The sequence below is a fragment of the Pseudomonas marginalis genome (genome assembly GCF_008692035.1).
Taxonomy (GTDB): Bacteria; Pseudomonadota; Gammaproteobacteria; order Pseudomonadales; family Pseudomonadaceae; genus Aquipseudomonas; species Aquipseudomonas marginalis.
Window position 1 is genome coordinate 520,242 of the sequence record NZ_VTFG01000002.1, and the last position, 18,449, is coordinate 538,690.

Sequence of the window (18,449 nt, forward strand, 5' to 3'; positions counted from 1 at the left end):
GAAGCGTCACGATAGTCGCAAATCTTCTGTTTACAAAATCCAATCCATACGAGCCCACCAGGGTTAAAGACTGTGTCGAGCCTTCACAATTTTGCACTATTTAAAACGCCAATCCGCTGCTGGACGCCTTATCATGACGAAGATGTTTCATTATGTTTCAAAACCCCACCACTCGCGGCCACGGATCCGGACCTGTCGAATGGCGTCCTCCTGGAGCTGAGTTGCATGAACAAGTCTGCTTTGCGTAAGAAAGCGGTATCGGTCGCCTGGGTACTCGGCGTGTTGCTGATTATCGATGTGTTCCCCGAAACCACCCTGGTGTTCCTCTGCCTGGTACTGGTGTGCGGCGTTTACGACTTCCTGCGTAACGGCCTGTATGACAAGCCGACCGTCAAGAAATACTTTATCGGCAGCGGTCGCAACACTTGGCTGCTGGCGCCGTTCAACACCCTGTTCGACCTGCTGAGCGCGCGTAACCGTCACGTCTACACGATGGGCGACCTGCCACCGGCCTGGCGCACAGACCTGCAACAGGTGCTTGATGACGCCATGGCCCACAAGGATGAAATCATCGGCTACCTGGACGAACGCATGGCCGAGAAGAAGCGCGGCATGTTGTTTTTCCAGTGGTACGGGCGCCCGATCGAAACCACCCTGGATATTCCTGAACTGCGCAAAAAACTGCCGTTCGTGAAAACCATCGGCGTGTCGGTGTTCAACGAGAACCGCTCGACGTCCTTTCACTTCGGTCCCCTGCGCATGATGTTCCGCGTGCTCTACAACATGGCACCGGCGCCCCATCACGACGGCGTGTACATCCAGGTCGGCAAGCACAAGCACTACTGGCACGACGACCCGCTGTTTATCTTTGATGACACGCTGATGCATGCGTCCTTCAACAAGAACGACGCCAAGCGCTACTGCCTGTTCATCGACATCGTACGGCCGACGCCGCTGCCGTCGGTGCTTAACGCCGTCATCGCGGGATTTGCCGGGCTGGTCTTTACCCTGCGTCGGGTTTTCTACAAAAACTGGAAGCTGATTGAGTAAGTTCTGCGGCATGATGGTGTTGGACGGTATTTGCGCTCGGCCCTGCGCCTGAGGTAAATATCCGGCTCGTGCGCCCTAACCTGCGCCCACCATTCTCACGTCATCGCACCTCGACAGGTGCGGTGGCTGCGTTTTCAAGGAATCAGAATGCCCCAACGCCAAGTCATCAATGCCTCCGTCAGCCCCAAGGGCAGCCTCGAAACCCTGTCCCAACGTGAAGTCCAGCAACTGAGCGAAGCCGGTACCGGCAGCATCTACACCCTGTTTCGCCAGTGCGCCCTGGCGATCCTCAACACCGGCGCCCATATCGATAACGCCAAGACCATCCTCGACGCCTACAAGAACTTTGAAGTGCGCATCCACCAGCAGGACCGTGGCGTACGCCTGGAGCTGTTGAACGCCCCCGCCGATGCTTTCGTCGATGGCGAAATGATCGCCAGCACCCGCGAAATGCTGTTCAGCGCCCTGCGGGACATCGTCTACACCGAGAACGAGCTGGACAGCCAGCGCATCGACCTGAGCAACTCCCAGGGCATCACCGACTACGTATTCCACCTGCTGCGCAATGCTCGCACCCTGCGTCCGGGCGTGGAGCCGAAGATCGTGGTGTGCTGGGGCGGGCACTCGATCAATACCGAAGAGTACAAATACACCAAGAAAGTCGGTCACGAACTCGGCCTGCGCAGCCTCGACGTGTGCACCGGTTGCGGCCCGGGCGTGATGAAAGGCCCGATGAAGGGCGCGACCATTTCCCACGCCAAACAACGCATTACCGGCGGGCGCTACCTGGGCCTGACCGAGCCGGGCATCATCGCCGCCGAAGCGCCGAACCCGATCGTCAACGAACTGGTGATCCTGCCGGACATCGAAAAACGCCTTGAAGCCTTCGTGCGCGTAGGCCACGGCATCATCATCTTCCCCGGCGGCGCCGGTACGGCCGAAGAGTTCCTGTACCTGCTGGGCATCCTGATGCACCCGGACAACCGCGACGTCCCCTTCCCGGTCATTCTCACCGGGCCGAAACAAGCCGCGCCGTACCTGCAACAATTGCATGCCTTCGTCGGCGCCACCCTCGGCGAAGCCGCGCAGGCGCACTACCAGATCATCATCGACGACCCGGCCGAAGTGGCCCGCCAGATGACTGCCGGCCTCAAGGCGGTGAAGCAGTTCCGCCGTGAGCGCAACGACGCGTTTCACTTCAACTGGCTGCTGAAGATCGACGAAGGCTTCCAGCGCCCGTTCGACCCGACCCACGAAAACATGGCCAGCCTGCAACTGAGCCACGCACTGCCGCCCCATGAACTGGCAGCCAACCTGCGCCGTGCGTTTTCGGGGATCGTGGCGGGTAACGTGAAGGACAAGGGCATTCGCCTGATCGAAGAACATGGCCCGTACGAGATCCACGGCGACCCGGCCATCATGAAGCCACTGGATGAGCTGTTGCAGGCGTTCGTTGCCCAGCATCGCATGAAGTTGCCGGGTGGCGCGGCGTATGTGCCGTGTTATCGCGTAGTGCAGTGAGCTCGCCAGGTAATTTGCTTACAGCCGCCAGGCTTTACTGGCGGTCGTTCATAGTTTGTATCTCTTTGCGCCATGGGTAAGCGTGCGGGAGGGCTGAGTTCGGACTAGGTTTTCATGACTCCGACTCATCCTCCACCTGAAGAGCGACCTATGGACCAACGGATATTGTCCTCCACCACTCCTTACCCTAAGGTAAGGAGCATCATGTTGGAGATCTTTACCATGGCGACCGCCACACTTACCTCAAAAGGGCAAATCACCATCCCCGTCCAAGTCAGGACCGCACTCGGCCTGGAGACAGGCGACCGCGTCGAATTCGTCGAAACGGAAGATGGCAAGTTTTCCATCATTGCAGCGAGCAAGACGGTCCATGATCTCAAGGGGCTGGTCCGTAAGCCTGCAAGGGCCGTGTCCATTGACGACATGAACCGCGCCATCGCAGCACAGGGAGCGAAGGCTGGATGATCGGGCTGGATACCAATGTGCTGGTGCGCTACGTCACCCAGGATGATCCCGTTCAATCCCCCAAGGCCTGCGAATTGATTGAATCCCTCACCACGCTTTCGCCAGGGTTTGTCAGCCTGGTGTCCGTGGTGGAGCTGGTGTGGGTATTACAGAGCTGCTACCAATGCGCCAAAAATGACATTGTCGTCGTTCTGGAAACACTGCTGCGCACCCGTGAATTGACCGTCGAACATGCCGAGGTCGTCTGGCAGGCGCTTCGACGGTTCACGGCCAACAACGCCGATTTTGCCGATTGCCTGATAGAGCGCTGCGCCCACGCGGCCGGGTGCGAATACACTGCTACCTTTGACCTCGGTGCGGCCAAGGCAGCGGGTATGAAGCGTCTGGGCTGAGCGGCAACATTGCGGCAAGGGGCAGGCTTTGGTAAAAGTCGCTAATCCCTGAACGAGAGAACGCCCCACGTGCGCACGCTTCTTCTTGCTGCCCTGGTCCTGACGCCGCCCCTCGCACTGGCCGAGATCATCTGGCCCGACCTGCCAAAGAGCTGCTTCGTCAGCGGGCGTTCTGCCACCAGTGTGGATGTCTACGCCGGCTGCGCAGCGTTCCTGATCAATGTGCAAGGCAAGGCCGCCGGTACGCCGATCAAGGTGGATATTCCCCAATATGCTTTTCACATCGACGAAGCCAGCGGCAAAGAGACACCGGTGATCATCATCCAGGCCGAAGAGAACGGAGAGGTCAAGGCCGTGGGATACAAGGAACTGGGCACCGATCAACTCGGTGCCGCGCTGCTGCGGGAAGTACGGCTCCTGGGTACAAAGAAGCCCTCCTAGTCGGGGTTCAACGAACCCAGCCCCCCACCTGCCAGTGGTAGCCATCATTGCGCTGCACCCAATGCGGATGCACATAACGATAGCCTTCGCGCACCGGCTCCCAATGGCCGTGTACGGCAACGTAGCGCCCGCCTTCCCAGCGCCAGTAACCACGTGACCATATGTAACCTTCACGTACGGCAGGCTCGACTTCGATGATCTGGGTCGGCGGCGGTTGTGGCGCAACCACCTCGACATATTCACGCTGTACAGGCCGGCGCTCATGCACCACACGCTCCTGTACACACCCGGACGCCGCGACCACAACTGCCGCTAATGCCGCGTAACGTAACAACATACAACCCCCTCGGGCGTTATCGCCCAACACCTGCACCGGTAAAAATGCCCCCGTGTTTCAGCCGTGCTCCTGCTCAGGCCTGGGTACTTTTTTAACAGGTTGTGTCTGTCGGATTGCTGAAGCAGCACGCATCAAGGGTGACCGAAGCGTCCCAACACCGCTTCGACAAAGCGTCTCAACTTGGCCGTACGCTGACGGTTCGCCGTGTAGACAAGGTGCATCGGCCGGCTCGGCGCTTCAAAGTCCGGCAGCACTCTCACCAATTCGCCCCTGGCCAATGCCCCGCGCAAGAAGTCTTCCGGACCGAGCACGATGCCAAAACCATCCAGCGCGGCGGTCATCAAGGCCCTGCTTTCATTGATCTGCAAGCGACTGGCAACCTGCACCTTGCAAGGCGTCGAAGCCTGGTAGAACACCCACTCGCGATCCGCCGGCCGCGACCAGAAGGCGTAGCCGAGGCATTCATGACGCTCAAGGTCCACCGGGGCCTGCGGGGTACCGCGTGCCGCCAGGTACTCCGGCGACGCGCAGACCACCAGGCGATAAGGTGCCAGTGGCCTGGCTGTCAGGCCGGTGGTCGCCAGGGGGCCGATACGAAAAGCGGCTTCATAGCCCTCCTCCACCAGGTCCACGAAACGGTCGGTCAAGTGCAGGTCGATTTCCACATCCGGGTTGTCGCGCAGGAACCCGGTAATCAACGGCATCAGGCTGTAGGAGCCGAAGGTGACGGGCGCGGTGATTTTCAGCTTGCCGCGCGGCGTGTCGTTCATGATCTGCGCCAGTGAATCGGCAGCCTCGGCTTCTACCAGGATATGTTTGCAACGCTCGTAGTACGCGCTCCCCAGCTCCGTCAGGCTTTGCCTTCGTGTGGTGCGGTTAAGCAAGCGAGCGCCCAGGCGCTGCTCCAGCGCGGTGACATGTTTGGCCACCATCTGCGGCGACATGCCCAAGCGCTCGGCAGCCCGCGCGTACGAGCCCAACTCAGCAGCCATCACAAAGGCATTCATACTCGACAGGCGATCCATCATTCCCTACTCCCAGTAACAACATCCACGCCAAAACGACGATTTATCGCCAATTGGTTGCCAATCATCATAACCGCTCCCCTACTCATTGGAGCAAGACCATGAAGATTGGTGTTATTGGAGCAGGCTTTATCGGGCGCGCCGTGGCCCAACTGGCGCTGGCGGCCGGGCACGAAGTGATGTTGAGCAACTCCCGTGGCCCCCACACCATGAGCAGCGTCGTAAGCGGCATACTCGGCGTGCAGGTGGGCAGTGCCGACGACGCCGCCAAATTCGGCGATGTGGTACTCGTGGCGATCCCCCTGGAGCATTACCGCAGCGTCCCGGCGCAATGGCTGGAGGGCAAGACCGTGATGGACGCGAATAATTACTACCCGAACCGCGACGGCCATATACCGGTACTGGATCGCTTCGAAACCACCACCAGCCGGCTGCTCGCCGAGCATTTGCCCCATTCACATGTAGTCAAAGTGTTCAACGCGATCTTCGCTCCCGACCTGACGCAGGACGCCCGCCCCCACGGTGCCCCCGACCGCCGGGCGTTGCCGGTGGCCGCGGATGACGCCGCAGCGAAGGCACGCGTCATCACGCTACTCGACGAATTGGGTTTCGACGCCGTGGATGCCGGCAGCCTGGATGACAGCTGGCGGCTGGAACGCGGCAAGCCGGCCTATTGCGTCCCGCTGGACCAGGCTGGCTTGAAGGCAGCGCTGGCCGCCGCCGAGCGTACGGTTGAACTGCCGCCTGTCGAACGCACCCGCCGTTAGACACGCACAAAAAAGCCCGCTGACCGTTACCGGTTCAGCGGGCTTTTTGTTACCGACAAGGTCCTGACCCAGGACCTCCCCAGCGGCTTACAGCGCCAGGTCAGACGCCGGCTTGCTCGGCTCAGCCGCAGGCTTGGCAGCCTCGGGCGCCTTGACAGCAGCCTGTTGCGGAATCGCAGGCGGTGCAGGCAGTTGCAGGATATTGGCGGTGTAGGCCCATTCCTTGGCAACAGCCTCAGGACTGTCGTTCAGCTTGGTGCCGTAGCTAGGCACGATCTGGTGCAGTTTTGCCTGCCACTCAGGGGTCGCAACCTTGTCCTTGAACACTTTCTGCAGCACGGTCAACATGATCGGAGCCGCGGTGGACGCGCCTGGCGACGCACCCAACAGGCCTGCAATGGTGTTGTCGGCAGAGCTGACCACTTCGGTACCGAGTTTCAGGACGCCGCCCTGCTCTTCGTCACGCTTGATGATCTGCACGCGCTGGCCGGCCTGCCACAGGCGCCAGTCGGATTGCTTGGCGTTCGGGAAGTACTCCTGCAGCGCCTTGAAGCGATCGTCATCCGACAGCATCAGTTGGCCGGCGAGGTACTCGACCAGTGGGTATTCACGAATACCGACTTTGGTCATTGGCCAGATGTTGTGGGTGGTGGTGCTGGTCAGCAGGTCCAGGTACGAGCCTTCTTTCAGGAACTTGGTCGAGAAGGTCGCGAATGGGCCAAACAGAATCACGCGCTTGCCATCCAGCACGCGGGTGTCCAGGTGCGGAACCGACATCGGTGGCGCGCCAACCGAAGCCTTGCCGTAGGCCTTGGCCAGGTGCTGCTCGGCGACGGTTGGGTTATCGGTCACCAGGAACGAGCCGCCGACCGGGAAGCCAGCGTATTCCTTGGCTTCAGGAATGCCCGACTTTTGCAGCAGGTGCAGTGCACCGCCACCAGCGCCGATGAACACGAACTTGGCGTCGGTTTCAGTCTTGGTGCCGTCTTTCAGGTTTTTGTAGCTGACACGCCACGAACCGTCGGCGTTCTTGGTGATGTCCTGCACTTCGCTCGACAGTTTCAGGTCGAACTTAGGCGTGGTTTGCAGGTGAGCGACGAACTGGCGGGTGATCTCGCCGAAGTTCATGTCGGTACCCAGCGGGCTCCAGGTGGCCGCGATTTTCTGGTTCGGGTCACGCCCTTCCATCATCAGCGGAACCCATTTGGCGATCTGCGCCGGGTCTTCGGAGTACTGCATGCCGGCGAACAGCGGGCTCGCTTGCAGGGCTTCGTAGCGCTTCTTGAGGAACTTGATGTTGTCATCGCCCCACACAAAGCTCATGTGCGGTGTGGAGTTGATGAACGAACGCGGGTTCTTCAGCACGCCCTGCTGGACCTGCCAGGACCAGAACTGACGGGATATCTGGAACGCTTCGTTGATCTCGACCGCTTTCGGGATCTCAACGTTGCCGTTCTTGTCTTCCGGGGTGTAGTTCAGCTCAGCCAGGGCCGAGTGGCCGGTACCGGCGTTGTTCCAGCCGTTGGAGCTTTCTTCGGCGACGCCATCGAGGCGCTCGACCATTTCCATCGACCAACCCGGCTCCAGCTCGTTGAGCCAGACACCCAGGGTTGCACTCATGATGCCGCCGCCGATCAGCAGCACATCGACTTTCTTTGCCTCTTCCGCGTGAACGGACGTGATCCCCATCGACAAAGCCAGCCCCAGCAGGGCAGTGTTTACTTTTTTAAACATCAGTAGCACCTATGATAAAACGCCATCCGCCCCACCGCCCCTGATCATGGGCAACCCTCAATCACGCTGCGCCAGGCAACGCACCGCGGGGTTTGCACATTCACTCGGGGACCGCAGGGTGGGCACACAAGGCCGACGTATCGACCTCACTTTTATGTCCCTTCTGCGCTGACTTCTTATCATTATTGGCTTCAGCTACCTGGGCGACAGCCAAACGCCGGGACGTATACGGGTGTACGTACCGGGGAAAGACCAGACCAAGACGGCGCGCAGAATATCACGCCACACGGCGTTTATGCGTCGTTTGGCCAATTGACAACTCTAAATCGCCGGTTTTAACGCGCGAGTGTCAAGTGTGGCAAGCGCGACCTGAGGTCACAGGGCAGGAACTCTCGGGCAAAAGGTGGTTCTAGACTCCTTCGTCGCTGCTTGCGTAGCATCGACGGTTTTCCCTCGTACCCCTTCAATACAGAGCGATCCATGTCTATCCACCAAACTCCCGGGCACGTACTGCCCGCGCGCAGCGCCGCCAAAATGGAAGCTGCCATGGCCGTGGGCGCCTTCGCTATCGGTACCGGCGAATTCGCCATCATGGGCCTGATGCCCGACATCGCGCAAAACCTGGGTTTAAGCGAACCCCAGGTTGGCCACGCCATCAGCGCCTATGCGTTGGGCGTGATGGTCGGCGCCCCACTGCTGGCCATCCTCGGCGCCAAGCTGCTGCGCAAACATATGTTGCTGTTGCTGATGGGCCTGTATGCCCTGGGCAACCTCGCCACTGCGTTCACCCCGACCTTCGGCTCGTTGGTGGCGTTCCGCTTTATCAGCGGCCTGCCCCACGGCGCCTACTTCGGCATTGCTGCGGTGGTCGCCTCGAGCATGGTGCCCAACGACAAACGTGCCGGCGCCGTGGCGCGGGTAATGATGGGCCTGACCCTGGCCATGCTGCTGGGCAACCCCATCGCCACCTTCCTCGGCCAGCACCTGGGCTGGCGCTCTGCGTTTGCACTGGTGAGCGTGATCGCCCTGTGCACCATCGCCCTCGTCTGGCAATTTGTGCCCCATCGCCACGATGAACAACGCAGCGACCCGCGCAAGGAACTGCGCGCCTTCACCAAACCCCAGGTGTGGATGGCGCTGTCCATTGGCGCCATCGGCTTTGCCGGTATGTTCTGCGTGTTCAGCTACCTGGCACCGACCATGCTGGAAGTGACCAAGGTATCCCCGCAGTGGATCCCATTCGGGCTGGCAGCATTCGGCGTGGGCGGGATTATCGGCAACATCGCCGGCGGCAAGCTGTTTGATCGCATGCAGTTTCGCGCCGTGGGCTGGATATTGGTGTGGTCGATGGCCGTGTTGCTGTTCTTCCCCTTCGCGGCGTCCTCGCTATGGGGCGTGCTGCTGAGCATGGGCCTGGTCGGCACCATGGTCTCGTTGGCCGCACCGCTGCAGATCCGCCTGATGGACATCGCCCACGAAGCACCGAGCCTGGCGGCAGCGTCCAACCATGCGGCGTTCAACCTGGCCAATGCGCTGGGACCATGGTTTGGCGGGATGGCGATTACGGCTGGGTTTGGCTGGACCAGCACCGGCTACATCGGCGCGGCGACGGCACTGGTCGGGCTGGGCATTTACCTGATAGCACGGCGGATGCAGGGAGGGCATTAAGCTCAAGCCCCAGGGCTATAAGCACATTTCAATCGCCATGAACAGTGAAGAATCGGCGCAGTTAGACTATTTCATTTTCGTTCAGGTAAAGTTCAGGTTGGATCCAATAAGTACAAGCTGTAACATATCCGTCATATTTATTCCCAATGACAAGGACGTGTTTTGAGCTTTCCTGACACAGGTGTATTGCAAAGTTTTCCGACGACCATCACTCATCGCAAAGCGACGATCTTCACCACCGACACCACCGACCACAAAACGCAGCAGGCGATTCAGGACCTGATCGACACGCGCCACCAACTGACAGATCGCATCAGCGCACCGCTCAAAGGGATGGAAGCCAACCTGTTCGCCAAGTCCCAGCCGCTGGACAGCCTCAGGCCCAAATTGCGCGTGACCTTCGGGCGCGCCAAGCGGGACGGTGCGTTTGACTGGCCGGTCGAAGAAGTCATCAACACCCTCGGCGCCCAGAAACGCGGTGCGCCGGTTGCTGGCTTGTATGGGTTCGGTTATCGAAAGTCAGCGCTTGGCCTGATCCAGGAATTCTTCATCTTTACCGAGATGCTGGAGGGCCACCTCAATGGCCTGGAATGGCTCAAGCAGGAGCGTGACATCCAGAGCCTGATCACCGCGTCGTTCAAACTGTTGCACTGCCTGCACAGCAAAGGCGTGGTGCATATGGACTTCTGGGCAAACAATGTGATGATCAACCTGGAGCAGCCGACGCACGCCAAGGCCATCGACCTGGAAAACTGCTTTCTCACGCCAACGGACTACTTGACCGAGGTACTGGCGTTTCAATTTGGGTTCTATTATCGGCGGGAAATTTTCCGGTTCATGATCGAAGAGGATTACGACCGGAGGGTGCTGCAAGAACTTGGCAACTACGAGGGCATTGATCGCCGTCGTTTTGACGAAATCTACACGTCAAGCAAACATGAGAACATCAGCCGCCGCGCCAGGCGCGAGATTTTCCATAATGGGGTTGTGATAACAGGCTGACTCACCTCCCCCGGCGACAAGGGCGCTTGCCCCCGCCGGGCCATATGCGCCATCAATCATCATGCAACAACCCCGTCCCATATTCCCCATAACTACTCCCCAGGCCACTGCCGCCAAAATTAGCTTTGGCAGCCTTGCTGGAGCTGTGGTCACCAAACGCCTGGCATCCGCCTGAAAAGCAAGGGTCGCCACTCATGCCCGGCGCACCCGAAGAACAAGCGCCCAACAGCAACGCGCCGGTAATCATCACGACTTTGACGAGGTTCAAAATCATTTTTTCAGTTCCCTGTGGACTGGACCGTGGGGGCTTCTCTTGAGGAAGATCGTAGACCTCAACGGTGGAAGGAATTATGAAACTTTGCTGGGGGACAGGGAGGGTTCAGGTTGCCGGCTGGTTGATCGACGGAGGCCGGGTCAAACACAACCGCGAATGGGCAGTAGCCAACTGGTCCTACCTGATCGCATGTCGGGCTCGCAGTGATCGCCTGTAAATCCTCGGCATATTCCATACACGGCAATGTCCGCGTTCGAAGTGGTGAATACCGCAAAACAAGCGTCTCCCACAGCCTAGATCCATCCCTGATAAACTGCGCCCAATTCGCCTCGTTGACTCAGATCCCCAATGTCCCTACACACTGCTACTTTCTCCCGCCGCTTCTCCGTCGCCCCAATGATGGATTGGACCGACCGCCACTGCCGGTTCTTCCTGCGCCTGCTCTCCAAACGCGCCCTGCTCTACACCGAGATGGTCACCACCGGCGCAATCCTCCACGGCGACCATGACCGCTTCCTGCGTCATAACGAAGCCGAGCACCCGCTCGCGCTCCAGCTCGGCGGCAGTGTCCCCGCAGACCTGGCAGCCTGCGCCCGTATGGCCGAGGCTGCCGGTTACGACGAAGTGAACCTGAACGTCGGCTGCCCCAGCGACCGCGTCCAGAACAACATGATCGGCGCGATCCTGATGGCTCACCCGGCCCTGGTGGCCGATTGTGTGAAGGCGATGCGTGATGCGGTGTCGATTCCGGTAACGGTGAAGCACCGTATCGGCATCAACGGCAGGGACAGTTATGCCCAGTTGTGTGATTTCGTCGGGACGGTGAAGGACGCCGGCTGCACCAGTTTCACCGTGCATGCGCGGATTGCGATTCTTGAGGGCTTGTCGCCGAAGGAAAACCGCGACATTCCGCCGTTGCGGTATGACGTGGCGGCGCAGTTGAAGCAGGATTTCCCTGAGCTGGAGATTATTCTCAACGGCGGGATCAAGACGCTGGAGCAATGCCATGAGCATTTACAGACGTTTGACGGGGTGATGCTGGGCCGCGAGGCTTATCACAATCCGTATCTGCTGGCGGAGGTGGATCAGCAGTTGTTTGGTAGCGCGCAGCCTGTGATCAGTCGGGCGGAGGCGTTGGCGCAGTTGCGGCCTTATATTGCTGAGCATTTGGCGACTGGCGGGACGATGCATCACATTACGCGGCATGTGTTGGGGTTGGGCACCGGTTTCCCTGGGGCGCGCAGATTCAGGCAGTTGTTGTCGGTGGATATCCATAAGGCTGCGGATCCATTGGCATTGCTTGATCAGGCTGGGGCTTTGTTGGAAGGGCGTTGATTGGATAGCTTGCAGGGGGGGTCAGGTGGTTATTGGATGAGCCGACACACTGCCATCGGGGGCAAGCCCCCTCCCACATTTGGTGCGGTGTGTGCCAGGGAAGGAGTCAGTTGGCATGAAGGCGCTATCCAAGTGTCATCGGGCAGTCGGGTTGAACCTGTCGGCCGTTCTGGCCTCCTATTCAGCACTACGGCCGGGCATTCAAACGGCTGTTTTCAGGTTGTTGCCCTCGCAAACGATCGAACGCATTTGCGCCCTTGAGCGCCTGCCAGCGCTCGGGTAATGTCATCAGACCCATAGGACAGAGCACGCCCATGACTTCCAAGCTGGAACAACTCAAGCAATTCACTACTGTCGTAGCCGATACCGGCGATTTTTCCACCCTCGCCAAGCTCAAGCCCCAAGACGCCACTACCAACCCTTCCCTGCTGCTCAAGGCCGCGTCGATTCCGGGCTATGCCAAGCTGCTGGATGAGTGTGTGCAGGATTGCAACGGTGATGTCGGCCTGGCCAGCGACCGTTTCGCGGTGGCTGTGGGCCAGGAGATCCTTAAGGTCGTGCCAGGGCGCATCTCCACCGAGGTGGATGCCCGCCTGTCGTTCGACACTGACGCCGTACTCAAGCGTGCGCACCGTCTGATCGACCTGTACGACAAAGCTGGGGTTAGCCGTGACCGCGTGCTGATCAAGATCGCGTCCACCTGGGAAGGCATCCGCGCGGCGGAGAAGCTGGAAAAAGAAGGCATCCAGACCAACCTGACCCTGCTGTTCTCGTTTGCCCAGGCGGTGGCGTGCGCAGAAGCCGGCGTGTTCCTGATTTCACCGTTCGTAGGCCGTATCTACGACTGGTACAAGAAAGCCAATGGCAACGACTACACCGGCGCTGATGATCCGGGCGTGCAGTCGGTGACACGCATCTACAACTACTACAAGGCTAATGGCTACAAGACCGTGGTGATGGGTGCGAGTTTCCGCAACCTGAGCCAGATTGAAGAGCTGGCCGGCTGTGATCGCCTGACCATCAGCCCGGACCTGCTGGAGAAGCTGGCGGCGGATGACGGCAAGCTGGAACGCAAGTTGTCGCCAGGGCACGCCGGAGAAGCGCGAGTGCATCTGACTGAAGCGCAGTTCCGTTGGGAGTCCAACGAGGATGTGATGGCGACTGAGAAGCTGGCGGAGGGGATTCGTCAGTTTGCCCGGGACCAGGAGAAGCTTGAGGCACTGTTGTCCGCCAAGCTGTAAACGGCGCAGGCGGCAAAAAGGGCGGTACCTGTGAGGGTATCGCCCTTTTTTTGCTCTGTTGTCCCCTACGTGCAGGCGATCCTGGGATCAGTGACGCTCGAGGGCGTTGACGAGGTCGTGGAAGGCTTCGCGGTTGGACTCGTTGAGGCCCATCAGGATCTTGTGCGCTTCCAGCACCTTGACCCGCACCACTTCCTCGGACTGATCCTGGGACGGCAGGTCGGTGAGGCATTCCGGGCATGGGATCGGGCGATCAACGATGTTGAACACCTGGTCGAAGCCCATGGACTGCAACAGACGGGTGATGTCTTCGTGGGTGGTGACGACGGTCGGCAACAGGCCGACCTTCTGCCGGGACAGAATGGACAACTTGGCCAACAGCCCAAGGGTGGTGCTATCGATGCTGCGGGTTTCGGTCAGATCGATCACGATCGCCGAGAAATTCAACGCCGTGAAAATCCGCTCAATCGTCGCATCCAGCGCCGAACACAAGGTCAGGCGCACTTCACCGACAAACTTCAGGACGAAGGTCCCGTCTTGCTCGGCGAATTGGATTCTTCCGGTACTCATCAAAGATTCCTGCTCAACACCAATAGGGCGATATCATCCGGCATCTCCCCTAGCGTGGCCAATCCAAAAACCTGCCGCAGGCCATCCAGGCTGCCGCCCGCCGACTTGACCTTCTGGGGCAAGGCGGCTTCTTTCTCTTTGAGTGTAGGCTCTGGAAGAAGGTCCAGGATGCCGTCGGACATCAGCGTCAGGCTGAACGTCGGCGGCAGCTCCAGGATGTGGTCTTCGTAAGTAGCTTCATTGAACAAGCCTACGGGCAGACCACGCCCTTCCAGGTAACGCACACTGTCGGGAGTGTATAAAACAGGCATCGGCAGGTGACCGCCGATGCTGTAGGTCAAAAGACCGGTTTCTTCATCAATCACGCCGCCTACCATCGTCACGTGCTTGCCCAGCTTGCAGCTGATCAGGCCTCGGTTGATGTGGCCCAGCACCTCGGAGGGGGTAAACTCCGGCAAGGTGCCATTGCGCTTGGATTCGAACAACAGCCGTGTGGTCATGAACTTCAACAACACGGTGACAAAAGCAGAGGAAGCACCATGGCCGGAGACATCGGCCAGGTAGAACGCGACACGCCGCTCGTCAACACGGAAATAGTCGACAAAATCGCCCGACAGGTACAGCGACGGGATGATCTGGTGAGCAAACTGAAATTCGTCGATGGTCCAGGGGCTGACCGGCAGCATGTTCATCTGCACCTGGCGACCGGCGTTCTGGTCTTCCTGGAGCAGGTTAAGGCTGGCTTCGAGTTCGCGGTTGGCGGTTTCGAGCTTTTCGCGGTAGCGCTGGTTCTCGACCAGCAAGCGCGCACGATCCAAGGCGCGGCGCACAGAGTGCTCCAGTACCGCCAGGTCTTCGAGGGGCTTGATCAGGTAGTCGGCAGCGCCCAGACGCAACGCTTCGACGGCATCGTTCATGACGCCGGCACCGGACACGACAATCACCGGCGTCTGCGGGGCAAGCTCGGTCACCTGGCGAATCAGCTCCAGGCCGCCCATCTGGGGCATGCGCAGGTCGCAGATCACGAGGTCGGGCTGGTCGCGCTCGAATACCTGGAGACCCTGTTGGCCATTACTGGCCTGCAGGACGCTGAAGCCACTGTCTTCCAAATAGGCCGCGAGGCTCGCGCGCACTACTTCGTCGTCATCGATTATCAGCAGCGTGGCACTGGTTTTTTGCATGTGGGCAAACGGCGCCAGAATTAGGTTGGCGTAGGTGGCTCGGCAATGGCCGGGCTCACGTACTGGATTCGCTTTCTAGCCTCTCTGTACTACAACGCAATGGGATTTTTCCCATGCACAACTGTAAAGCAGAGGTGCCCTTCTAAGGCGCAGACGGTACTCCCATCCGCCGGGGGTTTCAAGCTCATGCCGATGGTCGCCGGGCGTCTTTACATCGCAAATCACCGGGAGTTATAAGAACAGCCAAGACCACAACACAAAGTAAGGATGGAACCGATGGGCGAACACGAGCGCGACTACGCCGAAAAACGCGATTTCATCCGCATGCGGGTGGATGCCGAAGTATCTTTGCTCCACGAAGGCCAGGAGTTTGCCGGGGTTTGCGTGGACCTTTCCAGCTCCGGGATGCAGGTGCAGGCACCGCGTCAGTTCGCGGTGGGAGACCTACTCACCGTGCGCATTGATTCAGAGCACGCGGCGCTCAAGGGCCTGGAGGCTGACACGGAAGTGGTCTGGACCAAAACCGTGGGCGACGAGCAACAACTCGGGCTTAGGATCCTGAAAATGCGCTGAAACCCGCGCACAAAAAAGGCGACCGCCAGGGTCGCCTTTTTTTCATTTCAAAACATCACAGCTTAAAAGTCGTCGACGACCTTGCCGTCCTTGACCTTGAACTCGCGGTTCTGCAGGTAGGCATTGCGGATAAAGGTGTACTTGTCGCCGGTGATCAATTTCTCGCTGTCGAGCAGGCTGGCACGGGTGTCAACGATGTTCAGGCCCATGGTGCTGTTGCGCCAGCCGATATCGTTCATATAGCGGTACGGTTGGGTGTAGCTGTCCACGTATTTGGACGGTGCATCACGCAAGGTGCTCGGGCCCAGCAGCGGGATCATCACGTAGGGACCGCTGCCCACGCCCCAGTAACCGAGGGTCTGGCCGAAGTCTTCATCACTGCGTTGCAGCCCCATTTTGGTGCCGACGTCGATAAAGCCCAGCACGCCGAACGTGGTGTTAACCAGCAAGCGCGCAGTGTCGACCCCGGCATTGTGGGGTTTGAGCTGCAGCACGTTGTTGGCCAGGTTGCCGACATCGCCGATATTGCGGAAGAAGTTGTGGATACCATCTTCGACAAATTGCGGAGTGATCCACTGATAGCCTTGGGCCAATGGCTTGAGGGCATAGGTATCAACGGTGTCGTTGAAGGTGAAGATCGGGCGGTTGACGCTTTCCCATGGATCATCTTCCGATGCAGCCTGTGCAGCGAAAGGCGCCAGCAGGACAGTGGCACACACCGATAGCTGAGCGAAGTAGTGGCTCCAGCGCATAGCTTTTGCTCCTTGAATGGTCTGTCATGGGCGCTATGCCCTGAATAAGGCCGTCAGTATATGACGGAAGTGTCCAATTAGGCAGCTGCTAGGAATCGTCCTAACACAAATGGACAATTTTCCTACAATTACCCCGCTGTCATCTGCTTGTCATCCTGCCCCGATAGCGTCACAGCTATTTCAGGGATGTCGACATGCCTCACGCCGAGATAGCCATCGCCAACGCGCCCGCCTTGACTGCTGTTCTGTTTGGCCTGAGTGGTTGCCTGGTGGACTTTGGTTCCCGGGCGCGCACCGATTCACCCTCCCCGGACTCCCAAGCCACACCCGGCGCCCTGAAAATCCTGCGCAGCCTCAAGGAACAAGGCGTCCCCTGTGCCTGGCTGGATGAACTGCCGCCTTCGGTAACCACACCACTGGCCGCCGTACTGCCCAACTGGCTCAAGGCCGCATCCCCCTCCTCCATCCGCTGGCCCGCCCCTCATGCCTGCTGGCAAGCCTTGATGGAACTCAACATTGAACGCCTGGAAGGTTGCGTACTGGTCAGCGGCGAGCCGCGCCTGTTGCAATCGGGCCTGAATGCCGGCTTGTGGACCATTGGCCTGGCCTCCTGTGGTTCATTGTGCGGCCTGGCGCCTGAGCAGTGGCAGGCGCTGAGCGACAAGGAACGCGAGCACAGGCGCGGCAAAGCCACCGTTGAGCTCTATGGCCTGGGGGTCCACTCGGTGATCGATCACCTCGGTGAACTCGGCACCTGCCTGGCCGACATCAGCCTGCGCCAGCTCAAAGGCGAGAAGCCCTGATCGAGATCATGCACAGTCGGCGCCCGTGGATTAATCTACAGGTCAGTCCGTAGACCTTTCACGGCGTGCCGTGGTCTATGCCAGTGCCTATCGATAAAAGGAAGAACGTCATGCCTGATCGCAAAAAACTGGAAGAACAGGTCGAGATCCTGCGCGGGCAGCTGGAACAGGAGCCGCCGCTGTCGGAAGAAAAACGTGATGCTCTGCAAGCCTTGATTGCCAAGTTTGAATTGCAACTTGAACTTGAACCAGCCACTCAAACGCCGAGTATTTCCGACGATGTGAGCCAAGCTGCCATAGAGTTCGGCGCTGAGCACCCGGTGATTTCCGGGACACTGCGCAATATCATGATCACCTTGGGCAATATGGGGATCTGACCCGAGCCCAAGCCAGGCGCAGAACCAAAAGGTAGGAGAGGGCTTGCCCCCTCCCACCTTTGCTTACTGACGGGCCAGGCGCACGTTCTGGAACGCCACATCCTCAGTACTGCGGTAAGGGTTGATATCCAACCCGCCGCGCCGCACATAGCGCGCATACACCGTTAACTTCTCCGGCTTCAGCAAACGCTGCAGGTCGAGGAAAATGCGCTCCACGCACTGTTCATGGAAATCCGAGTGCTGGCGAAAGCTCACCAGGTATTCCAGCAAACTCCCGTGATCCAACGCCGAACCACGGTACTCCACCACCACGCTGCCCCAGTCGGGCTGGCTGGTCACCGGGCAGTTGGACTTGAGCAGGTGGCTGTGCACGCTCTCCTCGACAATGCGCGAGTCATCACAACGCAGCAGCTCCGGGCGCGGGTGTTCGTAGTTGCTGACACTGATATCCAGATCGTCAATGCACGTGCCCGGCAACGCCATCACGCCTTCGGCCCCAATGTCGGCCAAGCTGCGGATACGCACGGTAACAGGCTTGCCGGCGGCGGCGCTGAGGTCGGTGCGCAGGGTCGCTTCCAGGCTTGGTGTATCGGTGAACGCGGTCTGGTTCAGCGAGTTGAGGTACAGCTTGAACGACTTGGACTCGATGATGTTCGGCGAGTCGGCGGGGATGCTGAACTCACCGATGGCCACCACCGGCTTGCCCGACGGCAGCAGCCAGGACAACTCGAAGCAGTTCCAGAAATCCACGCCCTTGTACGGCAGGGTCTCGGCGCTCAGGCCCAGCTCGGCCCATTTGGCGGCGCGTGGAATCGGGAACAGCAACGAAGGGGTGTAGGTGGAAATGTATTCACTGGACTTGCCCAGCGGCGAATGTTCGGCTGCGGGATGCATGGCGGAAACCTGGCTAAATAAACCGCGCCAGTCTACCAGCCTTTGCC

Annotated in this window: 21 protein-coding genes; 13 read left to right on the plus strand and 8 right to left on the minus strand. The window is 59.4% G+C overall.

What is annotated here, in order from left to right:
- Nucleotides 1–225: 225 nt before the first annotated feature.
- The 5 genes from FX984_RS22375 (at nucleotide 226) to FX984_RS22395 (ending at nucleotide 3,869) form a co-directional block, all read left to right on the plus strand.
- Nucleotides 226–1,050 (plus strand): aspartyl/asparaginyl beta-hydroxylase domain-containing protein, encoded by an 825-nt coding sequence (locus tag FX984_RS22375; RefSeq protein WP_027604202.1) that lies wholly within the window; start codon nucleotides 226–228, stop codon nucleotides 1,048–1,050.
- A 147-nt stretch (nucleotides 1,051–1,197) separates the two neighbouring features.
- On the plus strand, nucleotides 1,198–2,571 hold the full coding sequence (gene ppnN, locus FX984_RS22380) for a nucleotide 5'-monophosphate nucleosidase PpnN (RefSeq protein WP_027604203.1): 1,374 nt from the start codon (nucleotides 1,198–1,200) through the stop codon (nucleotides 2,569–2,571).
- Nucleotides 2,572–2,778: 207 nt separating this feature from the next.
- A complete protein-coding gene (locus FX984_RS22385) occupies nucleotides 2,779–3,036 on the plus strand; it encodes an AbrB/MazE/SpoVT family DNA-binding domain-containing protein (RefSeq protein WP_027604204.1) in 258 nt (85 codons plus the stop codon).
- Nucleotides 3,033–3,428 carry a type II toxin-antitoxin system VapC family toxin gene (locus tag FX984_RS22390; protein WP_092358998.1) on the plus strand — a complete coding sequence of 132 codons (396 nt, stop codon included), beginning with the start codon at nucleotides 3,033–3,035 and terminating at the stop codon, nucleotides 3,426–3,428. The genes FX984_RS22385 and FX984_RS22390 overlap by 4 nt, the downstream gene beginning before the upstream one ends.
- A 69-nt stretch (nucleotides 3,429–3,497) precedes the next feature.
- Nucleotides 3,498–3,869, plus strand: coding sequence for a hypothetical protein (locus FX984_RS22395; RefSeq protein WP_146475765.1), 372 nt, complete (start codon nucleotides 3,498–3,500; stop codon nucleotides 3,867–3,869).
- 7 nt (nucleotides 3,870–3,876) lie between these two features.
- Here FX984_RS22395 and FX984_RS22400 read toward each other — a convergent pair whose 3' ends face one another.
- Nucleotides 3,877–4,206 (minus strand): YXWGXW repeat-containing protein, encoded by a 330-nt coding sequence (locus tag FX984_RS22400; protein WP_065928138.1) that lies wholly within the window; start codon nucleotides 4,204–4,206, stop codon nucleotides 3,877–3,879.
- Between the two features lie 131 nt (nucleotides 4,207–4,337).
- A complete protein-coding gene (locus tag FX984_RS22405; RefSeq protein ID WP_043293389.1) occupies nucleotides 4,338–5,234 on the minus strand; it encodes a LysR family transcriptional regulator in 897 nt (298 codons plus the stop codon).
- 50 nt (nucleotides 5,235–5,284) lie between these two features.
- On the opposite strand from FX984_RS22405, the gene FX984_RS22410 reads away from it, so the two are divergent.
- Nucleotides 5,285–5,998 carry an NADPH-dependent F420 reductase gene (locus tag FX984_RS22410; RefSeq protein ID WP_223841657.1) on the plus strand — a complete coding sequence of 238 codons (714 nt, stop codon included), beginning with the start codon at nucleotides 5,285–5,287 and terminating at the stop codon, nucleotides 5,996–5,998.
- Between the two features lie 87 nt (nucleotides 5,999–6,085).
- On the opposite strand, the gene mqo is transcribed toward FX984_RS22410, so the two are convergent.
- Complete coding sequence (gene mqo, locus FX984_RS22415; RefSeq protein WP_027604210.1) at nucleotides 6,086–7,732, minus strand: malate dehydrogenase (quinone); 1,647 nt, start codon at nucleotides 7,730–7,732, stop codon at nucleotides 6,086–6,088.
- 480 nt (nucleotides 7,733–8,212) lie between these two features.
- On the opposite strand from mqo, the gene FX984_RS22420 reads away from it, so the two are divergent.
- Both FX984_RS22420 and FX984_RS22425 read left to right on the plus strand, forming a co-directional pair.
- Nucleotides 8,213–9,400 carry an MFS transporter gene (locus FX984_RS22420; RefSeq protein WP_108574015.1) on the plus strand — a complete coding sequence of 396 codons (1,188 nt, stop codon included), beginning with the start codon at nucleotides 8,213–8,215 and terminating at the stop codon, nucleotides 9,398–9,400.
- A gap of 162 nt (nucleotides 9,401–9,562) precedes the next feature.
- Nucleotides 9,563–10,402: a lipopolysaccharide kinase InaA family protein gene (locus FX984_RS22425; RefSeq protein WP_027604212.1), complete on the plus strand. Its 840-nt coding sequence runs from the start codon at nucleotides 9,563–9,565 to the stop codon at nucleotides 10,400–10,402.
- Between the two features lie 52 nt (nucleotides 10,403–10,454).
- On the opposite strand, the gene FX984_RS22430 is transcribed toward FX984_RS22425, so the two are convergent.
- On the minus strand, nucleotides 10,455–10,676 hold the full coding sequence (locus FX984_RS22430) for a hypothetical protein (RefSeq protein WP_027604213.1): 222 nt from the start codon (nucleotides 10,674–10,676) through the stop codon (nucleotides 10,455–10,457).
- A gap of 348 nt (nucleotides 10,677–11,024) precedes the next feature.
- Between FX984_RS22430 and dusA the strand changes: the two genes are divergently transcribed.
- Together dusA and tal are read left to right on the plus strand one after the other, a co-directional pair.
- Complete coding sequence (gene dusA, locus FX984_RS22440) at nucleotides 11,025–12,011, plus strand: tRNA dihydrouridine(20/20a) synthase DusA (protein ID WP_092358989.1); 987 nt, start codon at nucleotides 11,025–11,027, stop codon at nucleotides 12,009–12,011.
- 314 nt (nucleotides 12,012–12,325) lie between these two features.
- Entirely contained in the window at nucleotides 12,326–13,252 is a 927-nt protein-coding gene (tal, locus tag FX984_RS22445; protein ID WP_154905362.1) for a transaldolase, read from the plus strand.
- Nucleotides 13,253–13,339: 87 nt separating this feature from the next.
- Here tal and rssC read toward each other — a convergent pair whose 3' ends face one another.
- Nucleotides 13,340–13,822, minus strand: a complete 483-nt coding sequence (rssC, locus tag FX984_RS22450; protein ID WP_003172602.1) for an anti-sigma factor antagonist RssC — start codon at nucleotides 13,820–13,822, stop codon at nucleotides 13,340–13,342.
- Nucleotides 13,822–15,003 carry a two-component system response regulator RssB gene (rssB, locus tag FX984_RS22455; RefSeq protein WP_027604216.1) on the minus strand — a complete coding sequence of 394 codons (1,182 nt, stop codon included), beginning with the start codon at nucleotides 15,001–15,003 and terminating at the stop codon, nucleotides 13,822–13,824. Before rssB ends, rssC begins: the two co-directional genes overlap by 1 nt.
- Before the next feature lie 276 nt (nucleotides 15,004–15,279).
- Between rssB and FX984_RS22465 the strand changes: the two genes are divergently transcribed.
- Nucleotides 15,280–15,576, plus strand: a complete 297-nt coding sequence (locus FX984_RS22465) for a PilZ domain-containing protein (protein ID WP_065947405.1) — start codon at nucleotides 15,280–15,282, stop codon at nucleotides 15,574–15,576.
- A 62-nt stretch (nucleotides 15,577–15,638) separates the two neighbouring features.
- On the opposite strand, the gene FX984_RS22470 is transcribed toward FX984_RS22465, so the two are convergent.
- The gene (locus tag FX984_RS22470; protein WP_027604219.1) at nucleotides 15,639–16,328 is read right to left on the minus strand and encodes an MlaA family lipoprotein; all 690 of its coding nucleotides are present in this window, start codon (nucleotides 16,326–16,328) and stop codon (nucleotides 15,639–15,641) included.
- A 194-nt stretch (nucleotides 16,329–16,522) separates the two neighbouring features.
- On the opposite strand from FX984_RS22470, the gene pcrP reads away from it, so the two are divergent.
- Together pcrP and FX984_RS22480 are read left to right on the plus strand one after the other, a co-directional pair.
- A complete protein-coding gene (pcrP, locus tag FX984_RS22475) occupies nucleotides 16,523–17,131 on the plus strand; it encodes an HAD superfamily inactivated hydrolase PcrP (RefSeq protein WP_027604220.1) in 609 nt (202 codons plus the stop codon).
- Between the two features lie 110 nt (nucleotides 17,132–17,241).
- Nucleotides 17,242–17,508: a DUF4404 family protein gene (locus FX984_RS22480; protein ID WP_146475767.1), complete on the plus strand. Its 267-nt coding sequence runs from the start codon at nucleotides 17,242–17,244 to the stop codon at nucleotides 17,506–17,508.
- Nucleotides 17,509–17,571: 63 nt separating this feature from the next.
- Here FX984_RS22480 and queF read toward each other — a convergent pair whose 3' ends face one another.
- Nucleotides 17,572–18,402: an NADPH-dependent 7-cyano-7-deazaguanine reductase QueF gene (gene queF / locus FX984_RS22485; RefSeq protein ID WP_092358985.1), complete on the minus strand. Its 831-nt coding sequence runs from the start codon at nucleotides 18,400–18,402 to the stop codon at nucleotides 17,572–17,574.
- Nucleotides 18,403–18,449: the final 47 nt, after the last annotated feature.

Bases quoted from the DNA above. Each gene is read 5' to 3' on its own strand.
- pcrP (WP_027604220.1), top strand. From the start codon at position 16,523: ATGCCTCACGCCGAGATAGCCATCGCCAACGCGCCCGCCTTGACTGCT.
- mqo (WP_027604210.1), bottom strand. From the start codon at position 7,732: ATGTTTAAAAAAGTAAACACTGCCCTGCTGGGGCTGGCTTTGTCGATG.
- FX984_RS22465 (WP_065947405.1), top strand. From the start codon at position 15,280: ATGGGCGAACACGAGCGCGACTACGCCGAAAAACGCGATTTCATCCGC.
- FX984_RS22405 (WP_043293389.1), bottom strand. From the start codon at position 5,234: ATGATGGATCGCCTGTCGAGTATGAATGCCTTTGTGATGGCTGCTGAG.
- FX984_RS22470 (WP_027604219.1), bottom strand. From the start codon at position 16,328: ATGCGCTGGAGCCACTACTTCGCTCAGCTATCGGTGTGTGCCACTGTC.
- ppnN (WP_027604203.1), top strand. From the start codon at position 1,198: ATGCCCCAACGCCAAGTCATCAATGCCTCCGTCAGCCCCAAGGGCAGC.
- FX984_RS22390 (WP_092358998.1), top strand. From the start codon at position 3,033: ATGATCGGGCTGGATACCAATGTGCTGGTGCGCTACGTCACCCAGGAT.
- rssB (WP_027604216.1), bottom strand. From the start codon at position 15,003: ATGCAAAAAACCAGTGCCACGCTGCTGATAATCGATGACGACGAAGTA.
- FX984_RS22420 (WP_108574015.1), top strand. From the start codon at position 8,213: ATGTCTATCCACCAAACTCCCGGGCACGTACTGCCCGCGCGCAGCGCC.
- FX984_RS22400 (WP_065928138.1), bottom strand. From the start codon at position 4,206: ATGTTGTTACGTTACGCGGCATTAGCGGCAGTTGTGGTCGCGGCGTCC.
- FX984_RS22430 (WP_027604213.1), bottom strand. From the start codon at position 10,676: ATGATTTTGAACCTCGTCAAAGTCGTGATGATTACCGGCGCGTTGCTG.
- rssC (WP_003172602.1), bottom strand. From the start codon at position 13,822: ATGAGTACCGGAAGAATCCAATTCGCCGAGCAAGACGGGACCTTCGTC.
- FX984_RS22480 (WP_146475767.1), top strand. From the start codon at position 17,242: ATGCCTGATCGCAAAAAACTGGAAGAACAGGTCGAGATCCTGCGCGGG.
- dusA (WP_092358989.1), top strand. From the start codon at position 11,025: ATGTCCCTACACACTGCTACTTTCTCCCGCCGCTTCTCCGTCGCCCCA.
- queF (WP_092358985.1), bottom strand. From the start codon at position 18,402: ATGCATCCCGCAGCCGAACATTCGCCGCTGGGCAAGTCCAGTGAATAC.
- FX984_RS22375 (WP_027604202.1), top strand. From the start codon at position 226: ATGAACAAGTCTGCTTTGCGTAAGAAAGCGGTATCGGTCGCCTGGGTA.
- tal (WP_154905362.1), top strand. From the start codon at position 12,326: ATGACTTCCAAGCTGGAACAACTCAAGCAATTCACTACTGTCGTAGCC.